This is a genomic window from Roseicyclus sediminis, assembly GCF_025515305.1.
Taxonomy (GTDB): domain Bacteria; phylum Pseudomonadota; class Alphaproteobacteria; order Rhodobacterales; family Rhodobacteraceae; genus Roseibacterium; species Roseibacterium sediminis.
In genome coordinates this window covers 1-19,243 of the sequence record NZ_JAOPHT010000009.1, presented here as the reverse complement: position 1 = coordinate 19,243, position 19,243 = coordinate 1, and the positions used below count along the sequence as shown (strand labels likewise).

Genomic DNA, 19,243 nt, shown 5'->3' with positions numbered 1-19,243 from the left:
CTCAGGTCCGGTCCTTCAGAGCCGCGAGCACGGCGAAGGGGTTGTCGGGATCGATCTTCGCCGGCTTTTCGGGACGGGCGCTGTAGGTGCGCGGCTTGTCGCCTTCCGGCTTGCCACCCTTGCCCTTGGGCTTCCCGCCGGGCTTGCCGTCGCGCGGCCTGCGTCCACCGGGCTTTCCGCCCTCGGCGCGGCGCGGCTGGCGGTTGGTGTCGCGCGCGCCCTCGCGTGCCGCGTCACGCCCGCCGCCCCCGCGGCGCCGCGGCGCCCAGGTGAAGGTGTAGAAGACCTCGGTCTCGACCGGATCGGACGCGACGGCCTCCTCGCCCGGCATGCCGCCCGGAACTTCGAACGGGGTCTCCACCGGGGCCTCGTCGGGCATGTCGGCGGGTGTTTCCGCCGGCGGTGTCGGCGGCGTCTCGGACGGCGGCTCAACCGGCATTTCCTGGGGTGTCGGGTCCGGCGTGTCGGACCCTTCGAGGCCGGTCGGCGGCGCCTCGCCCAGTGCCGTCTCGTCGACGGTTTCGGGCGCGTCCGTGGCCGCCGGTTCCGGCGCCGGGGCGGGGTCGGCCTTGACCTTTGGCCTCTCGCCACGCTCCGCGCGGTAGCCGAGGCCGCCCATGAGGTCCGCGAACTGCTCCAGCGTCAGGCCGGTGATCGACAGCATGTCCGCCGTCGCCTCAAAGCCGCCGCGGGTATCCTGCCCACGGAGCATGTCGGCGAGCCGTTCCAGCATGTCGATGCGGATCGCGCGCGATGCGGCGGGCCGGTAGCCCGACATCGTGTAATAGCCCGGTGCGCGGTCGGTCTCGTGCGGGATCGTCACGAGGCCCGGCGGCGGGCTTTCGGGAACCTCGCCCAGCCCTTTCTCAAGCGACCAGAGCACCAACCTCAGCCGCGTCGGCGCGGGTTTCAGCAGAGCCGGAAGGAAGATCGTGAACTGCCCGAAGCGCACCCCATGCTTGCGAAGCTGTCCGCGCGCCTCCTGGTCGAGCGACTTGATGTCGTCGGCGATCTCGGCGCGCTGCACGATCCCGTAGCCCTCCAGAAGACGGAAGGCGACGCCGCGGGCGAGCCCGCCGATCGCCTCGTCGCGCGACATCGCGAGGAGCGGTTCGAACAGCGCCGCGATCTTGCGGTCAACGAAATGCTGCAGCCGGCGCTGCACCTTCTGGATGACCTCGGCGCCCGCATCGTCCTCGACGAAAGCCTCGGCGGTCGGCTTCATGGGCTCGGGGCCGGAGACGAGCTTGCCGACGGCGATGCCGTTCCAGCTCAACCCGCCCGCCTCGTTCATCTCGAAAGCCGTGTCGGGCGCGTTGTACATCCGGTCGGCCCGCAGATGGAACTCGGGCCGGAGCGCGGCCATCGCGGCCTGGCGCAGAGTGCGCGCCTCGTCCGGGCCCGCAGTATCGTCCTGCTGGAACCGGAACCCCTCGATGCGGCCAAGGACCTGACCTTCCACCGTCACGTCGCCGTTCTCTGTCACCTCGGCCACCAGGCTCTCCTTCTGCTTCAACCGCCGCAGAAGCACACTGGTGCGGCGGTCGACAAATCTCTGGGTCAGCGCTCCGTGAAGCGCATCCGACAGGCGGTCTTCTACGGCACGGGTCGCCTCACGCCAATGGATTTCGTCCTCGACCCAGCCCGTGCGCTGGGCGACGTAGGTCCATGTGCGGATATATGCCAACCGTTTCGACAATGTGTCGATGTCGCCTTCTGTCCGATCGATCCGCTTGACCTGCCGGGCGAGCCAGTCGTCGGGGACCCGCGTCCCGTCATTCAGGAAGCCGAAGATCCGGCCGAGAAGATCGGCATGTTCGGCATGGCTGATCCCGCGGAAATCGGGGATGCGGCAGACGTCCCAGAGAAGCCGGACATCCGTGGCCGACAGGATGCGCCCCGCGATCTCCTCGCGATCGGACAGCGCCCTGAGCGCCATGAGATCGTCGGCCTCGCGGGCGCGGCTCAGCCATTCGTTGTTGGTCCGCTCCTCCAGCGAGCCGATCAGCCGCCCCACGGTTCCGAATTCCAGTTCGGAATTCCGCCACTGCAGCCTGCGGACGGGGGGGAATCGGTGGCTCGTGATCGCCTCGGCCACGTCGTCGGCGAGGGGAGGCGCCTCGCCGGTCACGCCGAAACTGCCGGGATTCGTATGCCGCCCGGCCCGCCCCGCGATCTGCGCCAACTCGTGCGGGGCGAGGTCCCGCATCCGCCGCCCGTCGAACTTCCTCAGTCCCGAGAAGGCCACATGCCGGATATCGAGGTTCAGACCCATGCCGATCGCGTCGGTCGCCACCAGCACGTCCACGTCGCCGTTCTGGTAGAGCTCCACCTGCGCGTTCCGCGTGCGCGGGGACAGCGCCCCCATGACAACCGCCGCCCCGCCCTTCTGGCGCCGCAGAAGCTCCGCCATCGCATAGAGGTTCTCGACCGAGAACCCGACGATGGCGCTCCGCGGCGGCATCCGGCTCACCTTCTTCGAGCCGGTATGCGTGAGTTCCGACATCCGCTCGCGCCGCATGAACTGCACGCCCGGCACCAGTGCGGCGATGGCGTTCCGCATCGTGTCCGAGCCGAGGAACAGCGTCTCGTGCAACCCGCGCGCATGGAGCAGTCGGTCCGTGAAGACATGCCCTCGCTCGAGGTCGGCGCATAGCTGGATCTCGTCGACGGCGAGGAAGTCGGCGCCATTGCCGATGGGCATCGCCTCGACCGTGCAGACCCAGTATTGCGCCCGCGCCGGCACGATCCGCTCCTCGCCCGTCACGAGCGCGACGACGGAGGGCCCCCGCAGGCTGACGATCCTGTCATAGACCTCGCGCGCCAGCAGGCGCAGCGGAAGGCCGATGACGCCGGTCCTGTGCGCCAGCATCCGCTCGATCGCGTAGTGGGTCTTGCCGGTGTTGGTCGGCCCGAGGACGGCGGCGACACGACCGCGCGTGGCGGGACTGAAGTCCCTCATCGCTCCCCCTTCCGGCGGCCGCGGCGCCCTGTCAGAGCGTGCGGCCCTCCAGTTCCTGCTCGATCCTGCCGATGGCGTCTTCTATGTCGGGGCGGTGGGGATGTATAGCATGCGCCGCGCGGAAAGCCGCCAGCGCGGCGTCGAGTTCCCCCATCTCCTCGAGCATGATGCCGAGGCCCGTCAGCGCCCCGAAATGCCGTGGCTCGAGCGCGAGCACGCGCTGGATATCGGCGATGGACGGCCCGTAGGCCCCCATGTGGTAAAGAAGCGTCGCGCGCGCGTTCCAGCCCTCGGCGAATTCCGGCGCGTGATCTGTTAGGGCCGTCAGGTGATCGTAGGCCGCTTCGAGGTCGTCGGCCTCCAGCGCCTCGCGCCCGCGCCGCAGGAGATAGTCGGCGGACGCCGACCCGGACCGCGACCAGGTCTGGTAGAGCTGCTGCTCCACCACGTCCCAGTTGCGCAAGTCCGGCAGGGCGAGCCGGTCGAGCAGTTCGTCGGAACTTGCCTGGGCGGCCGCAATGGCGGGAATCCCGCACATCGCTGCCGCGACGACAAGATTGAGAATGGATGCGCGAAAAGCCATGTTGGGGAGTGTAGCATTCCCGGTGCGGCATTCCATATCAAAGCGAAGTGATCATCGCCGCTTGCCCATCCGGAACGGCAGAAGCGAAACGGGAGAGACAGGAATATGAGCAGTGTGATCGACGCCGCCGTGGGCGCCATTTCCGCAAAGCTCGGCGGTGCCTTCGACGGCTCCGCCAAGTTCGTGATCGAAGGCGAGGGCGCCGTGATTGTTGACGGCGCGGGCGTCCGGGCGGCAACCGATGCCGACGAGGCGGACGTGACGATGACGGCCGATGCCGACACGTTCCAGGACATCCTCGCGGGCGACCTCAACCCGACCTCCGCCTTCATGTCCGGCAAGCTGAAGCTCGACGGCGACATGGGCACGGCGATGAAACTCGGCTCGGCGCTGGCCTGATGCAGAGCGCCGTGGCCATGACCGCGCCCGCACCCGCGCCCTTCCTCTCCGACGTGGCCGAGGGGCCCGAAGGCGCGGAAGCCTGGTGGGTGACGAGTGCGGACGGCACGCGGCTGCGCCTCGGCATCTGGCCGGCCGGCGAAAAAGGCACGGTCCTGCTTTTCCCCGGCCGTACCGAGTATCTCGAGAAATACGGCCGTGTCGCGGCCGACCTCGCGGCGGCGGGCTTCGGCATGGTCGCCTTCGACTGGCGCGGCCAGGGCCTCGCCGACCGGCCGCAACATCGCCGCGACATGGGCCACGTCGTCAGCTTCGACGAATACCGCCAGGACGTGGAGGCGTTCCGGACGGCGCTCGACACGCTCGGGGTCGCCGGGCCGTTCCACATCGTGGCCCATTCCATGGGCGGCGCGATCGGGCTGCGCGCGCTCCATGACGGGCTGCCCGTGCGCGGGGCGGCCTTCACCGGGCCCATGTGGGGCATCCAGATGACCCCGTTCCTGAAATCCATCGCCGGAATCGTGCTGGGGCTTGCCGGGCCGCTCGGCTTCGGAACCACCTTCGCGCCGACCACCGGGCCCTGGCAGCCGATGGAATTCGCCGAAAATCCGCTGACGACGGACCGGGCGCAGTTCGACTACATGTCCCGGCAGATGGAAGAGCACCCCGAACTTGTGCTCGGCGGCCCCTCGGTTCTCTGGGTCAAGGCGGCGCTGGAAGAGACGCGCGCGCTGATGGCGATGCCGGCCCCGGATGTTCCCGCGCTCACCATCTTCGGCAGCAGCGAGAGCATCGTCGAGGTGCCCGCGATCCGCACGCGGATGCGGACCTGGCCGAATGGCCGCCTGCTCGAATTGTCGGGCGCACGCCACGAGGTCCTGATGGAGGCGCCCGAACTCCGCCGCCGGTCGCTCGACGCGATCATCGCGCATTTCGACACCAACGCCTGACGTCAGGCGCGGCCCCATCCCTTCATCCTGGCCGGAAACTCCGGGGGAGCGCCGCATGGCGCCGGGGGCAGAGCCCCCGCGGCGCGGCCGAGCGGCGTCCCGGCGGGACGCTCGAGGCCGCGCCGGCCCGCCCTCAGGCCAGCACCCCCTGGTCGAGATGCAGGACCCGGTCCATCCGTGCCGCGAGCACGGGATTGTGCGTGGCGATCAGTGCCGCCATTCCCGTATCGCGCACAAGCTCCATCAGGACGTCGAAGACACGGTCCGAGGTCTCCGGATCGAGGTTCCCCGTGGGCTCGTCGGCCAGGAGAAGCCGGGGCGCATTGGCGAGCGCCCGGCAGAAGGCCACGCGCTGCTGCTCGCCTCCAGAAAGCGCCGCGGGCCGGTGTTCCGCGCGCCCCGTCAGCCCCACGCGGTCCAGAAGCATCGCCGCCCGCGCATCGGCGTCCTTCCGGGCGATGCCATGGGCCAGTTGCGGCAGGATCACGTTCTCTGCCGCGGTGAACTCGGGCAGGAGGTGATGGAACTGGTAGACGAACCCCACCAGCCCCCGGCGCGCCGCGGTGCGCACCTTGTCCGACGCGCCGCCCACGTCCTGCCCCACGATCTCCACCGTCCCGGCATCGGGCGTGTCGAGCAGCCCCGCGATGTGCAGAAGCGTGGACTTCCCGGCCCCCGAAGGCGCGACGAGGCCCACGACCTCGCCCGCCGCGATCTCCGCCGAAGCGCCTCGCAGCACGCGCACCTCGTTCGGCCGGCCGGCATTGTAGACCTTTTCCACGCCGCCGAGGCGCAGGGCCGGCGCCTCACTCATAGCGAAGGGCCTCCACCGGGTTCATCCGCGCCGCCCGCCGCGCCGGAAAGATCGTCACGAGAAACGACAGGCCCAGCGACAGCGTGACGGCCGAAAGGACATCGCCCCATTCGAGCCGCGCCGGCAGGCTCGACAGGAAGCGCACCGAGGGGTCCCAGACCCCGCCGCCCGCGATCCAGTTCACGAAATCGAAGATCGGGTCGATCCAGATCGCGAAGGCGCAGCCCAGCGCCACGCCCGCGATCGTCCCCGCCACCCCGATGGCCGAGCCGCATAGGAAGAAGACCCGCAGGACCGATCCCTCCGACAGGCCCATGGTCCTCAGGATGCCGATGTCGCGGGACTTGTTCTTCACCAGCATGATGAGGCCCGAGACGATGTTCATCGTGGCGATCAGGACGAGGATCGAGAGGATGATGAACATGATGTTGTCCTCCATCTGCAGGGCCTGGAGGAACGCGCCGGAACTGTCCTCCCAGGTCCAGATCGAGACATCGCCCCCCGCCGCCTCTAGGATCGGCAGGACCATGCTGCGCGCGCTCTCGGGATCGTCCAGCATGACCTCGATCTCGTCGGCCACGCCGTCGCGGTTGAAATAGGTCTGCGCCTCGGCAAAGGGCATGTAGACCCGGATGCGGTCGATGTCCCAGCGTCCGACCTGGAAGATGTAGACCACCTCGTAGGCCGAGACGCGCGGGCTCGTGCCGAAGGGCGTGCGCGCCCCGTCGGGCGAGATCAGGCGAAGGCTGTCGCCGACATTGACCCCGAGCTCCCGCGCCACGCCCGACCCGATCGCGATGCCTTCCGAGAACCGCCCGATATCTCCGATGGCGACTTCAGGCTCGGCCACAAGCGGTATCGCGGAAAGGTCTCCGGGCGAGATGCCCACGACCTCGACGCCGGCGTTCCGGCCCTGGTGGGTGGCCATGACCTGCCCGCGGATCACCGCCGCGGCATGGGCGACGCCCGGCAGGGCCGCGACGCCCGCGGCCACCTCGGCGTAATCCTCGAGCGTCCGGTCGACGCGGCCGTCCGCCTCGACCTCGGCCACGTCGTAGACGCTGACATGGGGGTTCGCGCCCAGGATCGTGCCGACGAACTCGTAACGGAAGCCCGTCCGCACCGCGAGCGTCGCGATGAGCGCGGCCACCGCCAGCGCGATGCCGAGAAAGCTGATCCAGGTCATCACGCTCACGCCCCCCTCGGCGCGGCGCGCGCGCAGGTAGCGCCAGGCGATGAGGAACTCGTAGCCGGAGAAGGGCGGCGGAGAGGCGGCCATGGGACTGGCTCCTTCTTGCTCGATGGGCGCAAGGTGGCCAGTTTCGCGCAAGTGTCAAGGACGGGGACCCCGCGGTGCGGCGCATCGCACCCCGCGCGCGAAGGCATCGGTTTCACGAGGGAAACCGGCCCGGAAAACGCGCGTCCTCCACGGCTCTGCCGCCCTCCCTTGACGCATCGGCCCGTTCGCGCGCATCTGGCACCGCACGCCGGAGAGAGACATGCACCAGCCAGCCATCACCGGACACGGGGTCTTCACCCCGTCCGAGGTCATCACCAACGACGAACTCGTGGCCGCCTTCAACGCCTATGCCGACCGGTGGAACGAACGCCACGCCGAGGCAATCGCGGCGGGCGAGGTCGAGCCCAAGGCCCACTCGTCCAGCGAGTTCATTCTCGCCGCCTCGGGCATCGAGCAGCGCCATGTCCTCGACAAGACCGGCGTCCTCGACCCCGAGGTGATGCACCCCTGGCTGCGCGCCCGCGCCGACGAGGAGCCGGGCCAGATGGCCGAAATGGCGCTCGATGCCTGCCACCAGGCGCTTTCCATGGCCGGCGTTGACGCAAGCGATGTCGACGCCGTCATCTGCGCCGCCTCCAACCACGAGCGCGCCTACCCCGCCGTCGCCATCGAGATCCAGGACCTTCTGGGCGCGCGCGGCTTCGCCTTCGACATGAACGTGGCCTGTTCCTCGGCCACCTTCGGCATCCAGGCCGCCGCCGACATGATCCGCTCGGGCAGCATCGCCCGCGCCCTTGTCGTGAACCCCGAGATCTGCTCGGCGCACCTGGAATGGCGCGACCGGGACTGCCACTTCATCTTCGGCGATGTCGCCACCTGCGTTGTTCTTGAGCGCGAGGACCTGGCAAAAGGTCCGCATTTCCGCATCCGCTCCACCCGATGCGAAACGGTGTTTTCCAACAACATCCGGAACAACAACGGCTTTCTCCGGCGCACCCGCGAGGGCCAGATGGAAGACCGCCGCGACATGCAGTTCATGCAGAACGGGCGGAAGGTCTTCAAGGAGGTCCTGCCGATGGTCTCGGCCCACATCGCCGATCACATGGCGGCGGACGGCGTGGCCGCGGACGACCTGAGACGGCTGTGGCTGCACCAGGCCAACAAGACCATGAACGACTATATCGGCAGGAAGGTGCTTGGCCGCGAGCCCGAGCCGGGCGAACAGCCGAACATCCTGCAGGATTATGCCAACACGTCTTCGGCCGGGTCGATCATCGCCTTCTCGAAACATTCCGAGGACATGGCACCGGGCGACCTGGGACTGATCTGTTCGTTCGGCGCGGGCTACTCGGTCGGATCCGTGATCCTCGAAAGGCGCGCCTGACCGCGGCAGCGTCCCGGCCGGACCGGATCGGGGCCCCGCCGGATCAAGTTGGGCCCTCCAGGGGCTGCGGAAGCCGGGGCGCGGTGAACGGTCTTTCGCCCAGTCCCTCGGCCCGCGCGGCGGCCTGCACGGCGGGCCGCGCCTCGAGCGCCTCGAGCATCGCCCGAAGCGCCGGGTAATCCTCCTTTCTGATCCAGCGCGGCCCGGACACGGGATAGAGCGCCGACCAGCGCATCAGCGTCCCGAGATAGAGCGCGAGCGCCGATGGCGGGGCGAACAGCGACGGCTCGGCCTGCGCGACGTCGTCGAGGATCGCCAGATGTGCGGAAAGGCTGCGTGTCGTCATCTCGTGATGCGCCCCGATGGCCTCGGCGGGCACGTAGCGCTCGGGATGAAATAGGCGGACCAGGTCGGCGTGAACGGTGTTCGACAGGAAGAACAGCCAGCGCAGGAAAGCGCCGCGCCCGGGTGCGCCCGGGGCGGGCCCGAGCCCGGCCTCGCGACAGGTTTCCGAAAGCCAAAGGAGACACGCGGCGGTTTCCGAGATCGGTCCTTCGGGCGTTAGGAGCGTCGGGATCAGTCCCATCGGGTTGAGCGCGAGGTAGGCGGGTGCCTTCTGTGCTTCGACGGCGCGGTCCACCAGCACGGTCTCGTAAGCCAGTCCCGCCTCCTCGAGCGCGAGGCGAAGGACAAGCGACGCATTGTCCGGCGCATGGTAGAGCGTGAGCATTGGCGGCGCGCTCATGCCCCGGACATCATGTCGGGGGCGAAAGTCCGCAGGTCGTTCACCCCGGCCTCACCCACGACTGTCCGCCTCGAGTTTCAGCTTCATTTCCACGAGAACCCTCTGCAACTCGAGGACTTCCGCAAGTAGCCGCCGCGCCTCGTTGACGGAGATCACACCGTCCTCGATCGACTGATGATACTCGGCCATCAGGATCGCGAAGCGCTGGCTGAGCGCGATCACGTGCGGATTGACCCCCTCGCCGCCGCGCGCGGCGTTGCGGCGGTCCGACCCATAGGACAGGACACCGCCGTTCAGTTCCGCGAGCGCCGCGGTCACGTGGGGAAAGGAGGCCGCGGCTTCGAGGGCGGCCACCGCATCCACCGGCATGAAGCGCTCCGAATGGCTCTCGTCCTCGGAAAAGTAGCGGCCCAAGGTCGCCTTGGACCGCCCCGTCACCTCGCAGGCGGCCGCGTAGCCCACGTCCTTGATAAGCCGCTCGGTATGCCGCTTGAGATAGAGCCGCGCCGCGTCCGTCATGCCGTTTCCCCGTTTTCCCGGCACCAAAGCCGCTTTGGCCGACCCGGTCAATCTTGCCCCCGCCGCGGCCGTGCGGCAGAAGCACGCCATGGCCAAGCTCTACTTCCACTACTCGACGATGAACGCAGGCAAATCGACCCTGCTTCTGCAAGCCTCCTACAACTACATCGAACGTGGGATGCAGACCTACCTGCTGACCGCGAACTTCGACGACCGCGCCGGTATGGGCCGCATCGCCAGCCGCATCGGCATCGCGGCGGAGGCCGATACCTACACGCAATCCGACGACCTATTCGCGAAGATCGAGGCGCGGCTTGCGCAGGGCCCCTGCGCCTGCGTCCTGATCGACGAGGCGCAGTGGATGACGCGCGAGCAGGTCTGGCAGCTGGCCCGCGCGGTCGATGACCTCGGCGTGCCGGTCATGGCATACGGGCTGCGCGTGGATTTCCGGGGCGAGCTGTTTCCGGGCTCCGCCGCCCTCCTCGCGCTGGCCGACGAGATGCGCGAGGTGCGCACGATCTGCCATTGCGGGAAGAAGGCGACGATGGTGATCCGGGTGGACCAGCACGGCAAGGCGCTGACCGAGGGCGCGCAGATCGAGGTCGGCGGCAACGACCGCTACGTCTCGCTGTGCCGCCTCCACTTCCGCGAGGCGACGGGCGACCGACCGGCCTAGCCCCGGTCCTTCATCCTGGCATGAAAACTCTCGGGGGGAGACGCCGCAGGCGGCGGGGGGCAGACGCCCCCCTTCGACCGCGCCCACCTCACACCGGGTTCGGCAGCTCCAGCCCTTCGGCAAATGCGATCACGTTGGCAAGCGCCATGCGTCCCATGTCTTCGCGCACCTCCAGCGCCGCGGTCCCGAGATGCGGCAGGAGCGTCACGTTCTCCATGGCGATCAGGGCGGCCGGAACCTGCGGCTCGAACTCGTAGACGTCGAGGCCCGCGCCGCCGATTTCGCCGGCCTCCAGCGCCGCGACCAGCGCCGCCTCGTCCACAACGTCGCCGCGGCTGATGTTCACGAAGATCGCATGGGGCTGCATGGCGGCGAAGGCCCCGGCCCCGATCAGGTGATGCGTCTGCGCACCGCCCGGCGTGGCCAGCACGACGACGTCGGCCAGGCCCAGGGCCGCCTCCATCTCCATCTGCTCGGCCGGGAATTCCACGTCCTTCGCCGAGCGGTTCACGTAGACGATCCGGCAGCCGAAGCCGAAATGGCAGCGCCGCGCGATGGCCTGACCGATACGGCCCATGCCCACGATGCACACGGTCTTGCCCGTCAGGTGCAGGCCCAGCATCTGCGTCGGGTGCCATCCGGTCCATTGACCCGCACGCAGCAACCGCTCGCCCTCGCCCGCGCGGCGCGCGGTCATCAGGATGAGCGTCATCGCGATGTCCGCCGTCGCGTCCGTCACCGCGCCCGGCGTGTTGGTTACGGCCACGCCCGCCGCGCGCGCCGCATCCACATCGATATGGTTGTAACCGACCCCGAAGTTCGCCAGGAGCCGGCAGCGCGGCCCCGGTGCCTCGGCGAAGGCGGGCGCGCGGAAGGCATCGCCCAGCGTCGGCAGAACCACGTCGTAGGCCCCGAGCGCGGCCACGCATTCCGCGTGATCCATCGGCGTCGTCACGGCCCGGCATGTCACGTCGAACCGCGCCGCGGCCTCGGCCATGACGCTTTCTGGCAGGCGACGGGAAATCAGCAGCTTCATCAATGCATCCTCTCGCCGTTCGGGACTGGCAGATCCGGCGCGAGCAGCACGATGCCGCCCTCTGGATCCGATACCCCGAGCACCAGAACCTCCGAGCGCATCGGCCCGATCTGGCGGGGCGGGAAGTTCACCACCGCCATGACCTGCCGTCCGATCAACGCTTCGGGCGTGTAATGGGCCGTGATCTGGGCCGAGCTCTTCTTCTCCCCGATCTGCGGGCCGAAATCGATCCAGAGCCGGATCGCGGGCTTTCGGGCCTCGGGGAAGGGTTCCGCGCGCAGAACGGTGCCCACGCGGATATCGACCTTCAGGAAATCGTCGAACGAAATCTCGCTCATCCGCGCAGTTCCCGGCTGCGGGCCACGCCGGCGGCGACGGTGCGCCGGATCAGCGGCGCAAGCCCGTCTTCGGCATCCATCAGGACCTCGAGGGCGGCCTGCGTGGTGCCGTTCGGGCTTGTCACGTTGATGCGCAGCTGTTCGGGTGTCTCCGCTGCCGCTTCGGCCAGCGCACCCGCGCCGGCAACGGTCGCCTTCGCAAGTTTCATGGCAAGCGCGGGCGGCAGGCCCTCGGCCTCGGCCGCGGCAGCCAGGGCGTCGATCAGGTAGAAGACATAGGCCGGACCGGACCCCGAAACGCCCGTGACCGCGTCGATCTGGTCTTCGGTATCGAGGCGCACAACCTGACCCACCGCCGACAGGAGCGCCTCGGCCAAGGCCAGGTCCTCGGGGCCGGCGGCATCGTTGCCGACGATGGCCGTGATCCCCTGGCCGATAGCCGCCGGCGTGTTGGGCATGGCCCGGACGATGCGCGTGCCCGCACCCAGCGTGGTCTCGTACGTGGCAATGGGTGTGCCCGCGGCCACCGACAGGAACAGGGTGGCACCGCCCCCGAAACGTGCCACGGTCGGCAGCGCTTCGGCCATCATCTGCGGCTTCACGGCCAGCAGGACGACGGCAGGGCTTTGCGGCAACGCGGTATTCAGGGACACGCCCTGCCCCTTCAGCCAGTCTGAAGGATGCGGGTCGATCACGCATACCGAGGTGGGCGGCAGATCGCGGTCCAGCCAGCCTTCCAGCATCGCCGATCCCATCTTGCCGCAGCCCAGCATGACGAGGCCACGGCGCGCGATTTCCGAAAACGCCATCTCTGTCCCCCTGATTTCTCCGGGGGCGGAGACTAGGCGCGGCCGTAGCCCTCCGCAATGGCGACCTGCATCGCCTCTTCCGGGGTGCGGTCCGACCAGAGCGCGAGCTGGAAGGCCGGGTAGTAGCGTTCGGAGGACAGAACCGCCGTCTCGACGATGCAGGCGATCTGGTCGGGGCATGCAAGCTGTTCGCCGGCCAGGACAAGGCCGTAGCGGTAGACCATCAGCTTCTGCGACGCCCACCACGTGAAGGCGCCTGCCCAGCAGCGGTCGTTCACCAGGTTCATCGTCTCGTAGAGCTTCGGGCGCATCGCCTCGGGCGGATCCATGTCGAAGGTGCAGATCATCCGCAGCGTTTCGTCATAGGACGACCACGCCAGCGTGACCGAGTAGGTCCGCCACTGCCCCTCGATCGCCATCGCGATCTGGTCGTCGGCGACGCGGTCGAAATCCCACTCGTGATGGGTGGCGAGCGACTCCACGATATCGATGGGATGGATGTCCTCGACGTCCAGATACTGCTCGGAATGCGACATTGCCCAGGCCTCGTTGTTCGGCAGCCGTGCGGGGCCTTGGTTATGCATCCAAGACTCCCACCAATGGCTGGGTGTCTTTGCTAGGGGTCGCCGGACAGCGCCCGGCCCCTACAAGATATCGTGCGGCGACTTGGGCAACCTGTAAAGAAGTATTTTTGTGACGGAAAGGAGGGCAACGCCGAATTCTGGCGTTACCCACAATATATTGCGGAGTGGGGATTACTGTGCCGCAACCGCCTGTGCACGACCGAGGCAGGCCCGGATTTCCGCAAGTTGCGCATCCGTAAGGCCCTTCGGGGCAACGGTGAAATAGGCGACGCCGGCATCGACGCAGATCTCGGCTTCCAGACCGTCGTCATCCTGCGAGGCCAGCGCGTCACGCTCGAGGTTGACGGCCACGACCGGCTGCCAGTCGCCATCGACGACCAGGAAATCGACCTGGCGCGACGACAGGATGCGCTTGGCCTCCTGCTCCTCGGCGCGGGACACGCCCTTGGAGCCGATGTAGAGGAAGGCGTTCAGCGAAAGCCGGGGCAGGACGCGGTGGCCCATCACGCTCTGGGCCGCCAGGTCGTCGAGCTGGTCGAACACGCGCTCCTCGATCACTTCGATGACGGGCATCGGATAGGCCCGCGGAATCTCGATCGAGACCGCCTCGACCGCCGCCATTTCCACGCGCTCGGTTTCGGCCTTCCGGCGACGCCGGTCGGCACGACGCTGCATGCGGCGCCGGCGGGCACGCATCACAAGCATGCCAACCGCAATGGCCGCGACCGTCGCAACGGCGAGCAGGATGGCGGCGGGGGCCAGCAAAATGGACAGAAGACTGTCGCCCATGGTCGAACACCTTCGAAGGAAACCAAAACACTTCTTTTCGGTTTACAGGCGAATGTGGCCAAAGGGTGGGCGGCCATGAGGCACGCACGGGGCAAAATCCGTGTCGTTTTCAGGCTCGGAGCGCCGGTTTCGGCGGACCACGAGTGTGGCGGGTGTCAGCCCTCGGATTTCGCCTCGAGCGCGGCGATGCGGGCCTTCAACGCCTCGTTCTCCTCGCGCGCCTTCTGAGCCATGGCGCGCACGGCCTCGAATTCCTCGCGGGTCACGAAGTCGCGGTCGGCAAGCCAGCGGTCGATCATGGAGTTGACGGCCGTCTCAGCTTCGGCGCGCGCGCCCTGGGCCACGCCCATCGCGTTCGTCATCAACTGGCTGACATCTTCCATGAGGCGGTTGCGCGTCTGCATCGGAGTCTCCCTGGTCTGGCCGCCTTGATATGGCCGCGCGGCACGCCGGGATCAAGGTTGACTTCGCCGCGGCCGCCACGCATCCCCGAAGCTGTGGCGCAGGGCGGCGCCGGAACGACACCGCAGGCCGGAGGGCCGACCGACCATGATCCTGGCCATCCCCTTCCCCGACATCTCGCCGGAGCTCTTCGCCATAGAGATCGGAGACTTTCGTTTCGCCCTGCGCTGGTACGCGCTTGCCTATATCGCGGGTCTCGTGGCTGGATGGTGGCTGATCGTGCGCGCGGTGAAGCGGCCCGCGCTCTGGCCAGCGGACACGCCGCCGATGCGGCCCGAGCAGGTCGAGGGCCTGCTGACCGCTGTCGTTCTCGGCGTCATCCTCGGCGGGCGGATCGGCTATGCGCTGTTCTACAGCCCCGGCGGATACCTGTCGGACCCCCTGTCGATCCTTCGCATCTGGGAGGGCGGCATGTCGTTTCATGGCGGGCTGATCGGCGTGGCGGTCGCCGTCTCGTTCTTTTGCCGCCGGAACGGCGTTCCGCCCCTGCAGGTGGCCGACGCCATGTCCATGGTCGTGGCCATCGGGATCGGCCTCGGCCGCGTCGCGAACTTCATCAACGCAGAGCTCTGGGGTCGGCCGACCGACATGCCCTGGGGCGTGATCTTCCCCGGCGACGCGGCGCAGGCCTGCCCGGGCCCTGAGGGCATGTTGCTGCAGGGTCTCGATGCCGTCTGCGCCCGCCATCCCTCGCAGCTTTACGAGGCGCTGCTCGAAGGCCTCCTGATGGGATCGGTCCTGCTGTGGCTCGCGTGGCGTCGCGGCTGGCTGAAGCGACCGGGCGCGCTGACGGGGATGTTCTTCGTGATCTACGGATTGTCGCGCTTCGCCGTGGAATTCGTTCGCCAGCCCGACGCGCAATTCGCAAGCCCCGGCAATCCGACCGGCTTCGCCCTGCAATTCGCGCCGTCGGTCGGGCTGACGATGGGCCAGCTTCTGACGCTTCCCATGATCCTGTTGGGGCTCTGGCTGATCTCGCGGGCGCGGCGCGCGGCATGAGCCACCTCAAGGACAGGCTGCTTGCACGGATCGCGCGGACAGGCCCGCTGACGCTGGCCGAGTACATGACGGAATGCCTGCTCCACCCCGAGCACGGCTACTACACGCGCCGCGATCCGCTGGGCCGCGCGGGAGACTTCATCACCGCCCCCGAGGTCTCGCAGATGTTCGGCGAACTGATCGGCCTCTGGCTCGCGCAGGTCTGGCTCGACCAGGGCGCGCCGGAAGAGGTGGCCTTGGTGGAACTGGGGCCGGGGCGCGGCACGCTGATGGCCGACGCGCTCCGGGCCACCGCGCGCGTGCCGGGGTTCCACGACGCCCTGCGCCTGCACCTCGTGGAAGCCTCGCCGCATCTGCGCAAGGTGCAGCAGACGGCACTTGCCCCCCACGCGCCCCGGTTCCACGACACGGTGGATTCCGTTCCGGACCTCCCCCTTTTGCTTGTCGCCAACGAGTTCTTCGACGCCCTGCCGATCCGGCAGTTCCAGCGCGCGAAGGGCGATACCTGGCACGAGCGCGTCGTCGGCGCCCGCGACGGCGCGTTGGTCATGGGCCTTGCGCCCGCGACCCCGTTCGCCGCGCTTGAGGGGCGGCTTGCCGACACGGCCGAAGGCCAGATCGTCGAGACCTGCACCCCGGCAGAGGCCATCGCGGGCGGGGTCGGACGGCGGATCGCAAACCACGGCGGCGCGGCGCTGATCGTGGACTACGGCGACGCCGAGAGCATCGGCGACACGTTCCAGGCCATGGCGGGCCATGCGCCCACCGATCCGCTGGCAGACCCGGGCGGCGCCGACCTGACCGCGCATGTGGCCTTCGGGCCGCTGGCCCGCGCAGCGCGCCCCGCGCGGGCGACCTCGCTTGTTCCGCAAGGGGTGTTCCTCGAACGCCTTGGCATCACCGCGCGGGCGCAGGCGCTGGCGCACGGCCTTTCGGGCCCGGCGCTGGAGTCTCACATCGCCGCACACAGGCGGTTGACGCACCCCGAGGAAATGGGAAACCTCTTCCGGGTGCTCGCAATTGTGCCTGACACCGCCGCGGCCCCGCCGGGATTCGCGGAGTGAGCCGGACCGAAGGGAGACCGCCCAGCGCACCCATGACCGCCGTGACCGTCAGCCTTGAAATCTTGACTTCGCCCGTTCTCGACGGCGTGAGGCATGGCTTCTTCTCGCGGCGCGGGGGGGCCTCGTCCGGGATATTCGAGGGCCTGAACTGCGGCGGCGGTTCCTCCGACCAGGCCGAGATCGTGGCCATGAACCGCGACCGGGCCGCGCGCGCCCTCGACGTGCCCCCGACGCATCTGGTGACCGTGAACCAGGTCCATTCCGCGACCGCCGTCACGCTCGACGCGCCCCCCGCCGACCGGCCGCGCGCCGATGCCATCGTCAGCACGACGCCGGGCCTGGCCATCGCGGTTCTGACCGCCGACTGCCAGCCCGTCCTGTTCGCCGATGCCGAGGCCGGCGTGATCGCCGCGGCCCATGCCGGATGGCGCGGCGCGCTCGACGGCATCCTCGAGGCGACGATCGAGGAAATGGAGGCGCAGGGCGCGCGGCGTGAGAACATCCGCGCCGCGATCGGCCCCTCGATCAGCCAGGCCGCCTATGAAGTCGGGCAGGAATTCCTCGAACGCTTCTGCGACGACGACCCCGAGAACGCGCGGTTCTTCATCAACGGCGCCAGCGGCAAGTACTTGTTCGATCTGCCCGGATACGGCCTCAAGCGGCTGAGGGACGCCGAGATCGCCGGGGCGGAGTGGACGCGGCACTGCACCTACCGCGACGCGAACCGGTTCTATTCCTACCGGCGGGCGACGCACCGGGGCGAAGCGGATTACGGGCGGCTTCTCTCGGCGATTCGCCTCTAGGCCCGTTTCGGGGCCGCGACGGGAGATTGCGGCAAGGATCGGGCGGCATTCGCCACGGGGCTGCCACGAACACCCGACGCCGATCGGTCATGACCAATGCAGCAAGGCCGGCGATCGGCAAAATCTGCCGCATTTTTGCCCCGAGTTTTTACCCCAGGTTAGCGGTTCATGCCGCAAGACTGCCGGATTGCCGCGGCATCCTGCGCTCAAGTCCGGAAGAAACTCGGGCGCATGTCACGGCAAAGGAATACAGGCAAATGAAGACCCCTCGTTGGATGAGCACCGTTCTCGAAGAAGCGAAGAAGAACGAAGGCGAGATCAAGCTGGCATGGAATCGTCAGCATCGCCCGAAACGGGCCTCGGTGAAGCCGGACAGCGTCGCGGCGGCGGAATAGATCCGCAGCCTGCACGGAAAACAATGCGAACGCTTGCAAGGGGGCGGCCAGAACGGCCGCCCTTCGCATGTCCGGACGCGGCGTCCTCAGTCGGTCGCAAGCAGATCAGGCGGGCCGGTCCGATCGAGCTCCGCCAGAAGGTCGGCCAGCCCGGCCTCGAACCGCCGCCACCCCGCGACCGAGCCGCGGCCGATGGGCTTGCGCACCTGCGCGAAGCTCAGCGTCGCGACATTTCGCTCCGCGGCCTCGGGCGCTAGGCAGGCCGGGTCCCAGTCGAGGCCGCAAAATGCCACGAGCCGCCGCGTCTCGGCCTCGGGTTCGGCTGTCAGAGCCTCGTAGTCTAGGACATGGACCCGGTCGGGCAGGTGTTCGGCCCAGAAGGCGACAAGCGCCTCGTGCAACCGGATGTAGCGCGCCATCTGGACCTGATCGTAGGCATAGCGGTGCAATCCCTCGGGGAACATGTTCCGCCAGAGCGACAGACCCGTGTCACGGGGGTCGCGACGCAGCACGACGAAGCGCGCGCCAGGAAGCGCCGTCGCGGCGTGGCCGATGCGCGAGAAGGTGGAAATCGCCTTGTCCGCGATGACCGGAGGCGCCCCCGTGCGCCGCCGCGCGGCCTGCAGGTAGCGCTCGCCCGCCTCGGCGAAGCGGGCGGCATCCGGCGCACCGTCCCGCAGGCCCTCGAGCGCGGGCGCAAGCGCGCGCGACAGGAACGGCATCTCGCCCCCCGCCGTGACCAGCGGATGGGCCGCGAGAATGCTTTCGGCCAGCGTGGTTCCCGACCGTGGCAGCCCGGTGACGAAGATCACCGGATCGGAGGGCCCCTCGGCCCGGATCTCCCGCAGCGAGGGCCAGTCCGCGACGAGCTTGCGCGCGGTGGCGAGGTCGGCATCGAAGGAATAGGGGAAGGCCTGCGCCATCAGGCGGTTGGCCCGTTCCAGATGCGCGGTCTCGGCCTCGGTGTCCTTCCGGTCGGCCGCGAACTTCGCCGCCGCGAAGGCCATGACACGGCGGGCCTGCGCAGACAGGTCGACGCGGGAGAGTTGCTCGGAGAGACGGCGGGCCACGGGGTCGTCGGCTGACGAGGTTCGGCCGTTCGCATAGGCGCGATAGGCCTCGGCGGCCTGCGGCGCGATCTCGGTGGCACGGACGAGATCGGCCTCGGCGCCTTCGAGGTCGCCCGCGGTCTGCCGGTGCTGGCCGCGCCGGGTCAGGAGGTCGGCATCGTCGGGTCGGCGCGCGATCTCGGCATCGAGAAGCGCGATCGCGGCATCGATCTCGCCTTCCTCGGACAGGGCTGCGGCGAGGTCTGCGGGCAGGCTCCGGGCCAGCGCCGGTTGCGCGCGCATGGCGTCGCGGGCGGCTGCCTCGGCGCCCGGCACATCGCGCAGCGCGGCACGCGTCAACGCGAGATCGCGCAGGAGCGGAGCCTTTGCCTGCCCCGCGCCCGACGCGGCGGTGAGGACGGCCTCCGCCTCTGCCTCGCGGCATATGTCGCGCAGGACCGTGGCCTTGCGCCGGGCGATCTCGGCAGACGCGCCCCCCGGGACCGCCAGCGTCGCCGCGTCGAGACGCGAGAGCGCGGCAAGCGGCCGCCCGTCGCGCCCGAGCGCCCGCCCGAGATCGGCGAGGATATCGGCGTCGCCCGGGGCCCGCGCCGCCGCCGTCTCGAGCGCCGCGACCGCCGCA

Annotated in this window: 21 protein-coding genes; 8 read left to right on the top strand and 13 right to left on the bottom strand. The window is 68.9% G+C overall.

Annotated elements, in window-relative coordinates:
• Window position 1: 1 nt before the first annotated feature.
• Both N8I71_RS12435 and N8I71_RS12430 read right to left on the bottom strand, forming a co-directional pair.
• The gene (locus N8I71_RS12435) at window positions 2–2,962 is read right to left on the bottom strand and encodes a helicase-related protein (RefSeq protein ID WP_262878311.1); all 2,961 of its coding nucleotides are present in this window, start codon (window positions 2,960–2,962) and stop codon (window positions 2–4) included.
• Window positions 2,963–2,993: 31 nt separating this feature from the next.
• Window positions 2,994–3,545 carry a tetratricopeptide repeat protein gene (locus N8I71_RS12430; protein WP_262878310.1) on the bottom strand — a complete coding sequence of 184 codons (552 nt, stop codon included), beginning with the start codon at window positions 3,543–3,545 and terminating at the stop codon, window positions 2,994–2,996.
• A gap of 105 nt (window positions 3,546–3,650) precedes the next feature.
• Between N8I71_RS12430 and N8I71_RS12425 the strand changes: the two genes are divergently transcribed.
• Both N8I71_RS12425 and N8I71_RS12420 read left to right on the top strand, forming a co-directional pair.
• Entirely contained in the window at window positions 3,651–3,944 is a 294-nt protein-coding gene (locus N8I71_RS12425; RefSeq protein WP_262878309.1) for an SCP2 sterol-binding domain-containing protein, read from the top strand.
• Window positions 3,944–4,894 (top strand): alpha/beta fold hydrolase, encoded by a 951-nt coding sequence (locus N8I71_RS12420; RefSeq protein WP_262878308.1) that lies wholly within the window; start codon window positions 3,944–3,946, stop codon window positions 4,892–4,894. Before N8I71_RS12425 ends, N8I71_RS12420 begins: the two co-directional genes overlap by 1 nt.
• 133 nt (window positions 4,895–5,027) lie before the next feature.
• Here the strand turns inward: N8I71_RS12420 and N8I71_RS12415 are convergent, their stop codons facing one another.
• Together N8I71_RS12415 and N8I71_RS12410 are read right to left on the bottom strand one after the other, a co-directional pair.
• Window positions 5,028–5,708: an ABC transporter ATP-binding protein gene (locus tag N8I71_RS12415; RefSeq protein WP_262878307.1), complete on the bottom strand. Its 681-nt coding sequence runs from the start codon at window positions 5,706–5,708 to the stop codon at window positions 5,028–5,030.
• A complete protein-coding gene (locus tag N8I71_RS12410) occupies window positions 5,701–6,987 on the bottom strand; it encodes a lipoprotein-releasing ABC transporter permease subunit (protein ID WP_262878306.1) in 1,287 nt (428 codons plus the stop codon). The genes N8I71_RS12415 and N8I71_RS12410 overlap by 8 nt, the downstream gene beginning before the upstream one ends.
• A gap of 220 nt (window positions 6,988–7,207) precedes the next feature.
• On the opposite strand from N8I71_RS12410, the gene N8I71_RS12405 reads away from it, so the two are divergent.
• Window positions 7,208–8,332: a beta-ketoacyl-ACP synthase III gene (locus N8I71_RS12405; protein ID WP_262878305.1), complete on the top strand. Its 1,125-nt coding sequence runs from the start codon at window positions 7,208–7,210 to the stop codon at window positions 8,330–8,332.
• 43 nt (window positions 8,333–8,375) lie between these two features.
• On the opposite strand, the gene N8I71_RS12400 is transcribed toward N8I71_RS12405, so the two are convergent.
• Window positions 8,376–9,077: a glutathione S-transferase family protein gene (locus tag N8I71_RS12400; protein ID WP_262878304.1), complete on the bottom strand. Its 702-nt coding sequence runs from the start codon at window positions 9,075–9,077 to the stop codon at window positions 8,376–8,378.
• Between the two features lie 51 nt (window positions 9,078–9,128).
• The gene (locus N8I71_RS12395) at window positions 9,129–9,596 is read right to left on the bottom strand and encodes a hypothetical protein (protein ID WP_262878303.1); all 468 of its coding nucleotides are present in this window, start codon (window positions 9,594–9,596) and stop codon (window positions 9,129–9,131) included.
• Window positions 9,597–9,684: 88 nt separating this feature from the next.
• Here N8I71_RS12395 and N8I71_RS12390 point away from each other — a divergent pair, with 88 nt between their 5' ends.
• Window positions 9,685–10,272 carry a thymidine kinase gene (locus N8I71_RS12390; RefSeq protein ID WP_262878302.1) on the top strand — a complete coding sequence of 196 codons (588 nt, stop codon included), beginning with the start codon at window positions 9,685–9,687 and terminating at the stop codon, window positions 10,270–10,272.
• Window positions 10,273–10,360: 88 nt separating this feature from the next.
• On the opposite strand, the gene N8I71_RS12385 is transcribed toward N8I71_RS12390, so the two are convergent.
• The 6 genes from N8I71_RS12385 to N8I71_RS12360 all read right to left on the bottom strand — a co-directional run bounded on the left by N8I71_RS12385 (window position 10,361) and on the right by N8I71_RS12360 (window position 14,232).
• Window positions 10,361–11,308: a 2-hydroxyacid dehydrogenase gene (locus N8I71_RS12385; RefSeq protein ID WP_262878301.1), complete on the bottom strand. Its 948-nt coding sequence runs from the start codon at window positions 11,306–11,308 to the stop codon at window positions 10,361–10,363.
• Complete coding sequence (locus tag N8I71_RS12380; RefSeq protein ID WP_262878300.1) at window positions 11,308–11,646, bottom strand: tRNA-binding protein; 339 nt, start codon at window positions 11,644–11,646, stop codon at window positions 11,308–11,310. Before N8I71_RS12380 ends, N8I71_RS12385 begins: the two co-directional genes overlap by 1 nt.
• Window positions 11,643–12,455 carry a pyrroline-5-carboxylate reductase gene (gene proC, locus N8I71_RS12375; protein ID WP_262878299.1) on the bottom strand — a complete coding sequence of 271 codons (813 nt, stop codon included), beginning with the start codon at window positions 12,453–12,455 and terminating at the stop codon, window positions 11,643–11,645. Before proC ends, N8I71_RS12380 begins: the two co-directional genes overlap by 4 nt.
• Window positions 12,456–12,487: 32 nt before the next feature.
• Complete coding sequence (locus N8I71_RS12370) at window positions 12,488–12,991, bottom strand: type III secretion system chaperone family protein (RefSeq protein WP_262878431.1); 504 nt, start codon at window positions 12,989–12,991, stop codon at window positions 12,488–12,490.
• Window positions 12,992–13,210: 219 nt separating this feature from the next.
• Window positions 13,211–13,828, bottom strand: coding sequence for a DUF2726 domain-containing protein (locus N8I71_RS12365; RefSeq protein ID WP_262878298.1), 618 nt, complete (start codon window positions 13,826–13,828; stop codon window positions 13,211–13,213).
• 155 nt (window positions 13,829–13,983) lie between these two features.
• Window positions 13,984–14,232, bottom strand: a complete 249-nt coding sequence (locus tag N8I71_RS12360; RefSeq protein ID WP_262878297.1) for an accessory factor UbiK family protein — start codon at window positions 14,230–14,232, stop codon at window positions 13,984–13,986.
• Window positions 14,233–14,377: 145 nt separating this feature from the next.
• Between N8I71_RS12360 and lgt the strand changes: the two genes are divergently transcribed.
• From lgt to N8I71_RS12340, 4 genes are all read left to right on the top strand, one after another.
• A complete protein-coding gene (lgt, locus tag N8I71_RS12355) occupies window positions 14,378–15,289 on the top strand; it encodes a prolipoprotein diacylglyceryl transferase (RefSeq protein WP_262878296.1) in 912 nt (303 codons plus the stop codon).
• Window positions 15,286–16,353, top strand: coding sequence for a class I SAM-dependent methyltransferase (locus N8I71_RS12350; RefSeq protein ID WP_262878295.1), 1,068 nt, complete (start codon window positions 15,286–15,288; stop codon window positions 16,351–16,353). The genes lgt and N8I71_RS12350 overlap by 4 nt, the downstream gene beginning before the upstream one ends.
• A gap of 32 nt (window positions 16,354–16,385) precedes the next feature.
• Window positions 16,386–17,156, top strand: coding sequence for a peptidoglycan editing factor PgeF (gene pgeF, locus N8I71_RS12345; protein WP_262878294.1), 771 nt, complete (start codon window positions 16,386–16,388; stop codon window positions 17,154–17,156).
• Between the two features lie 89 nt (window positions 17,157–17,245).
• On the top strand, window positions 17,246–17,551 hold the full coding sequence (locus tag N8I71_RS12340) for a hypothetical protein (RefSeq protein WP_262878293.1): 306 nt from the start codon (window positions 17,246–17,248) through the stop codon (window positions 17,549–17,551).
• Between the two features lie 86 nt (window positions 17,552–17,637).
• Here the strand turns inward: N8I71_RS12340 and N8I71_RS12335 are convergent.
• Window positions 17,638–19,243: tetratricopeptide repeat-containing sulfotransferase family protein (locus tag N8I71_RS12335; protein ID WP_262878292.1), on the bottom strand; the 1,606-nt coding region annotated here is incomplete at its 5' end.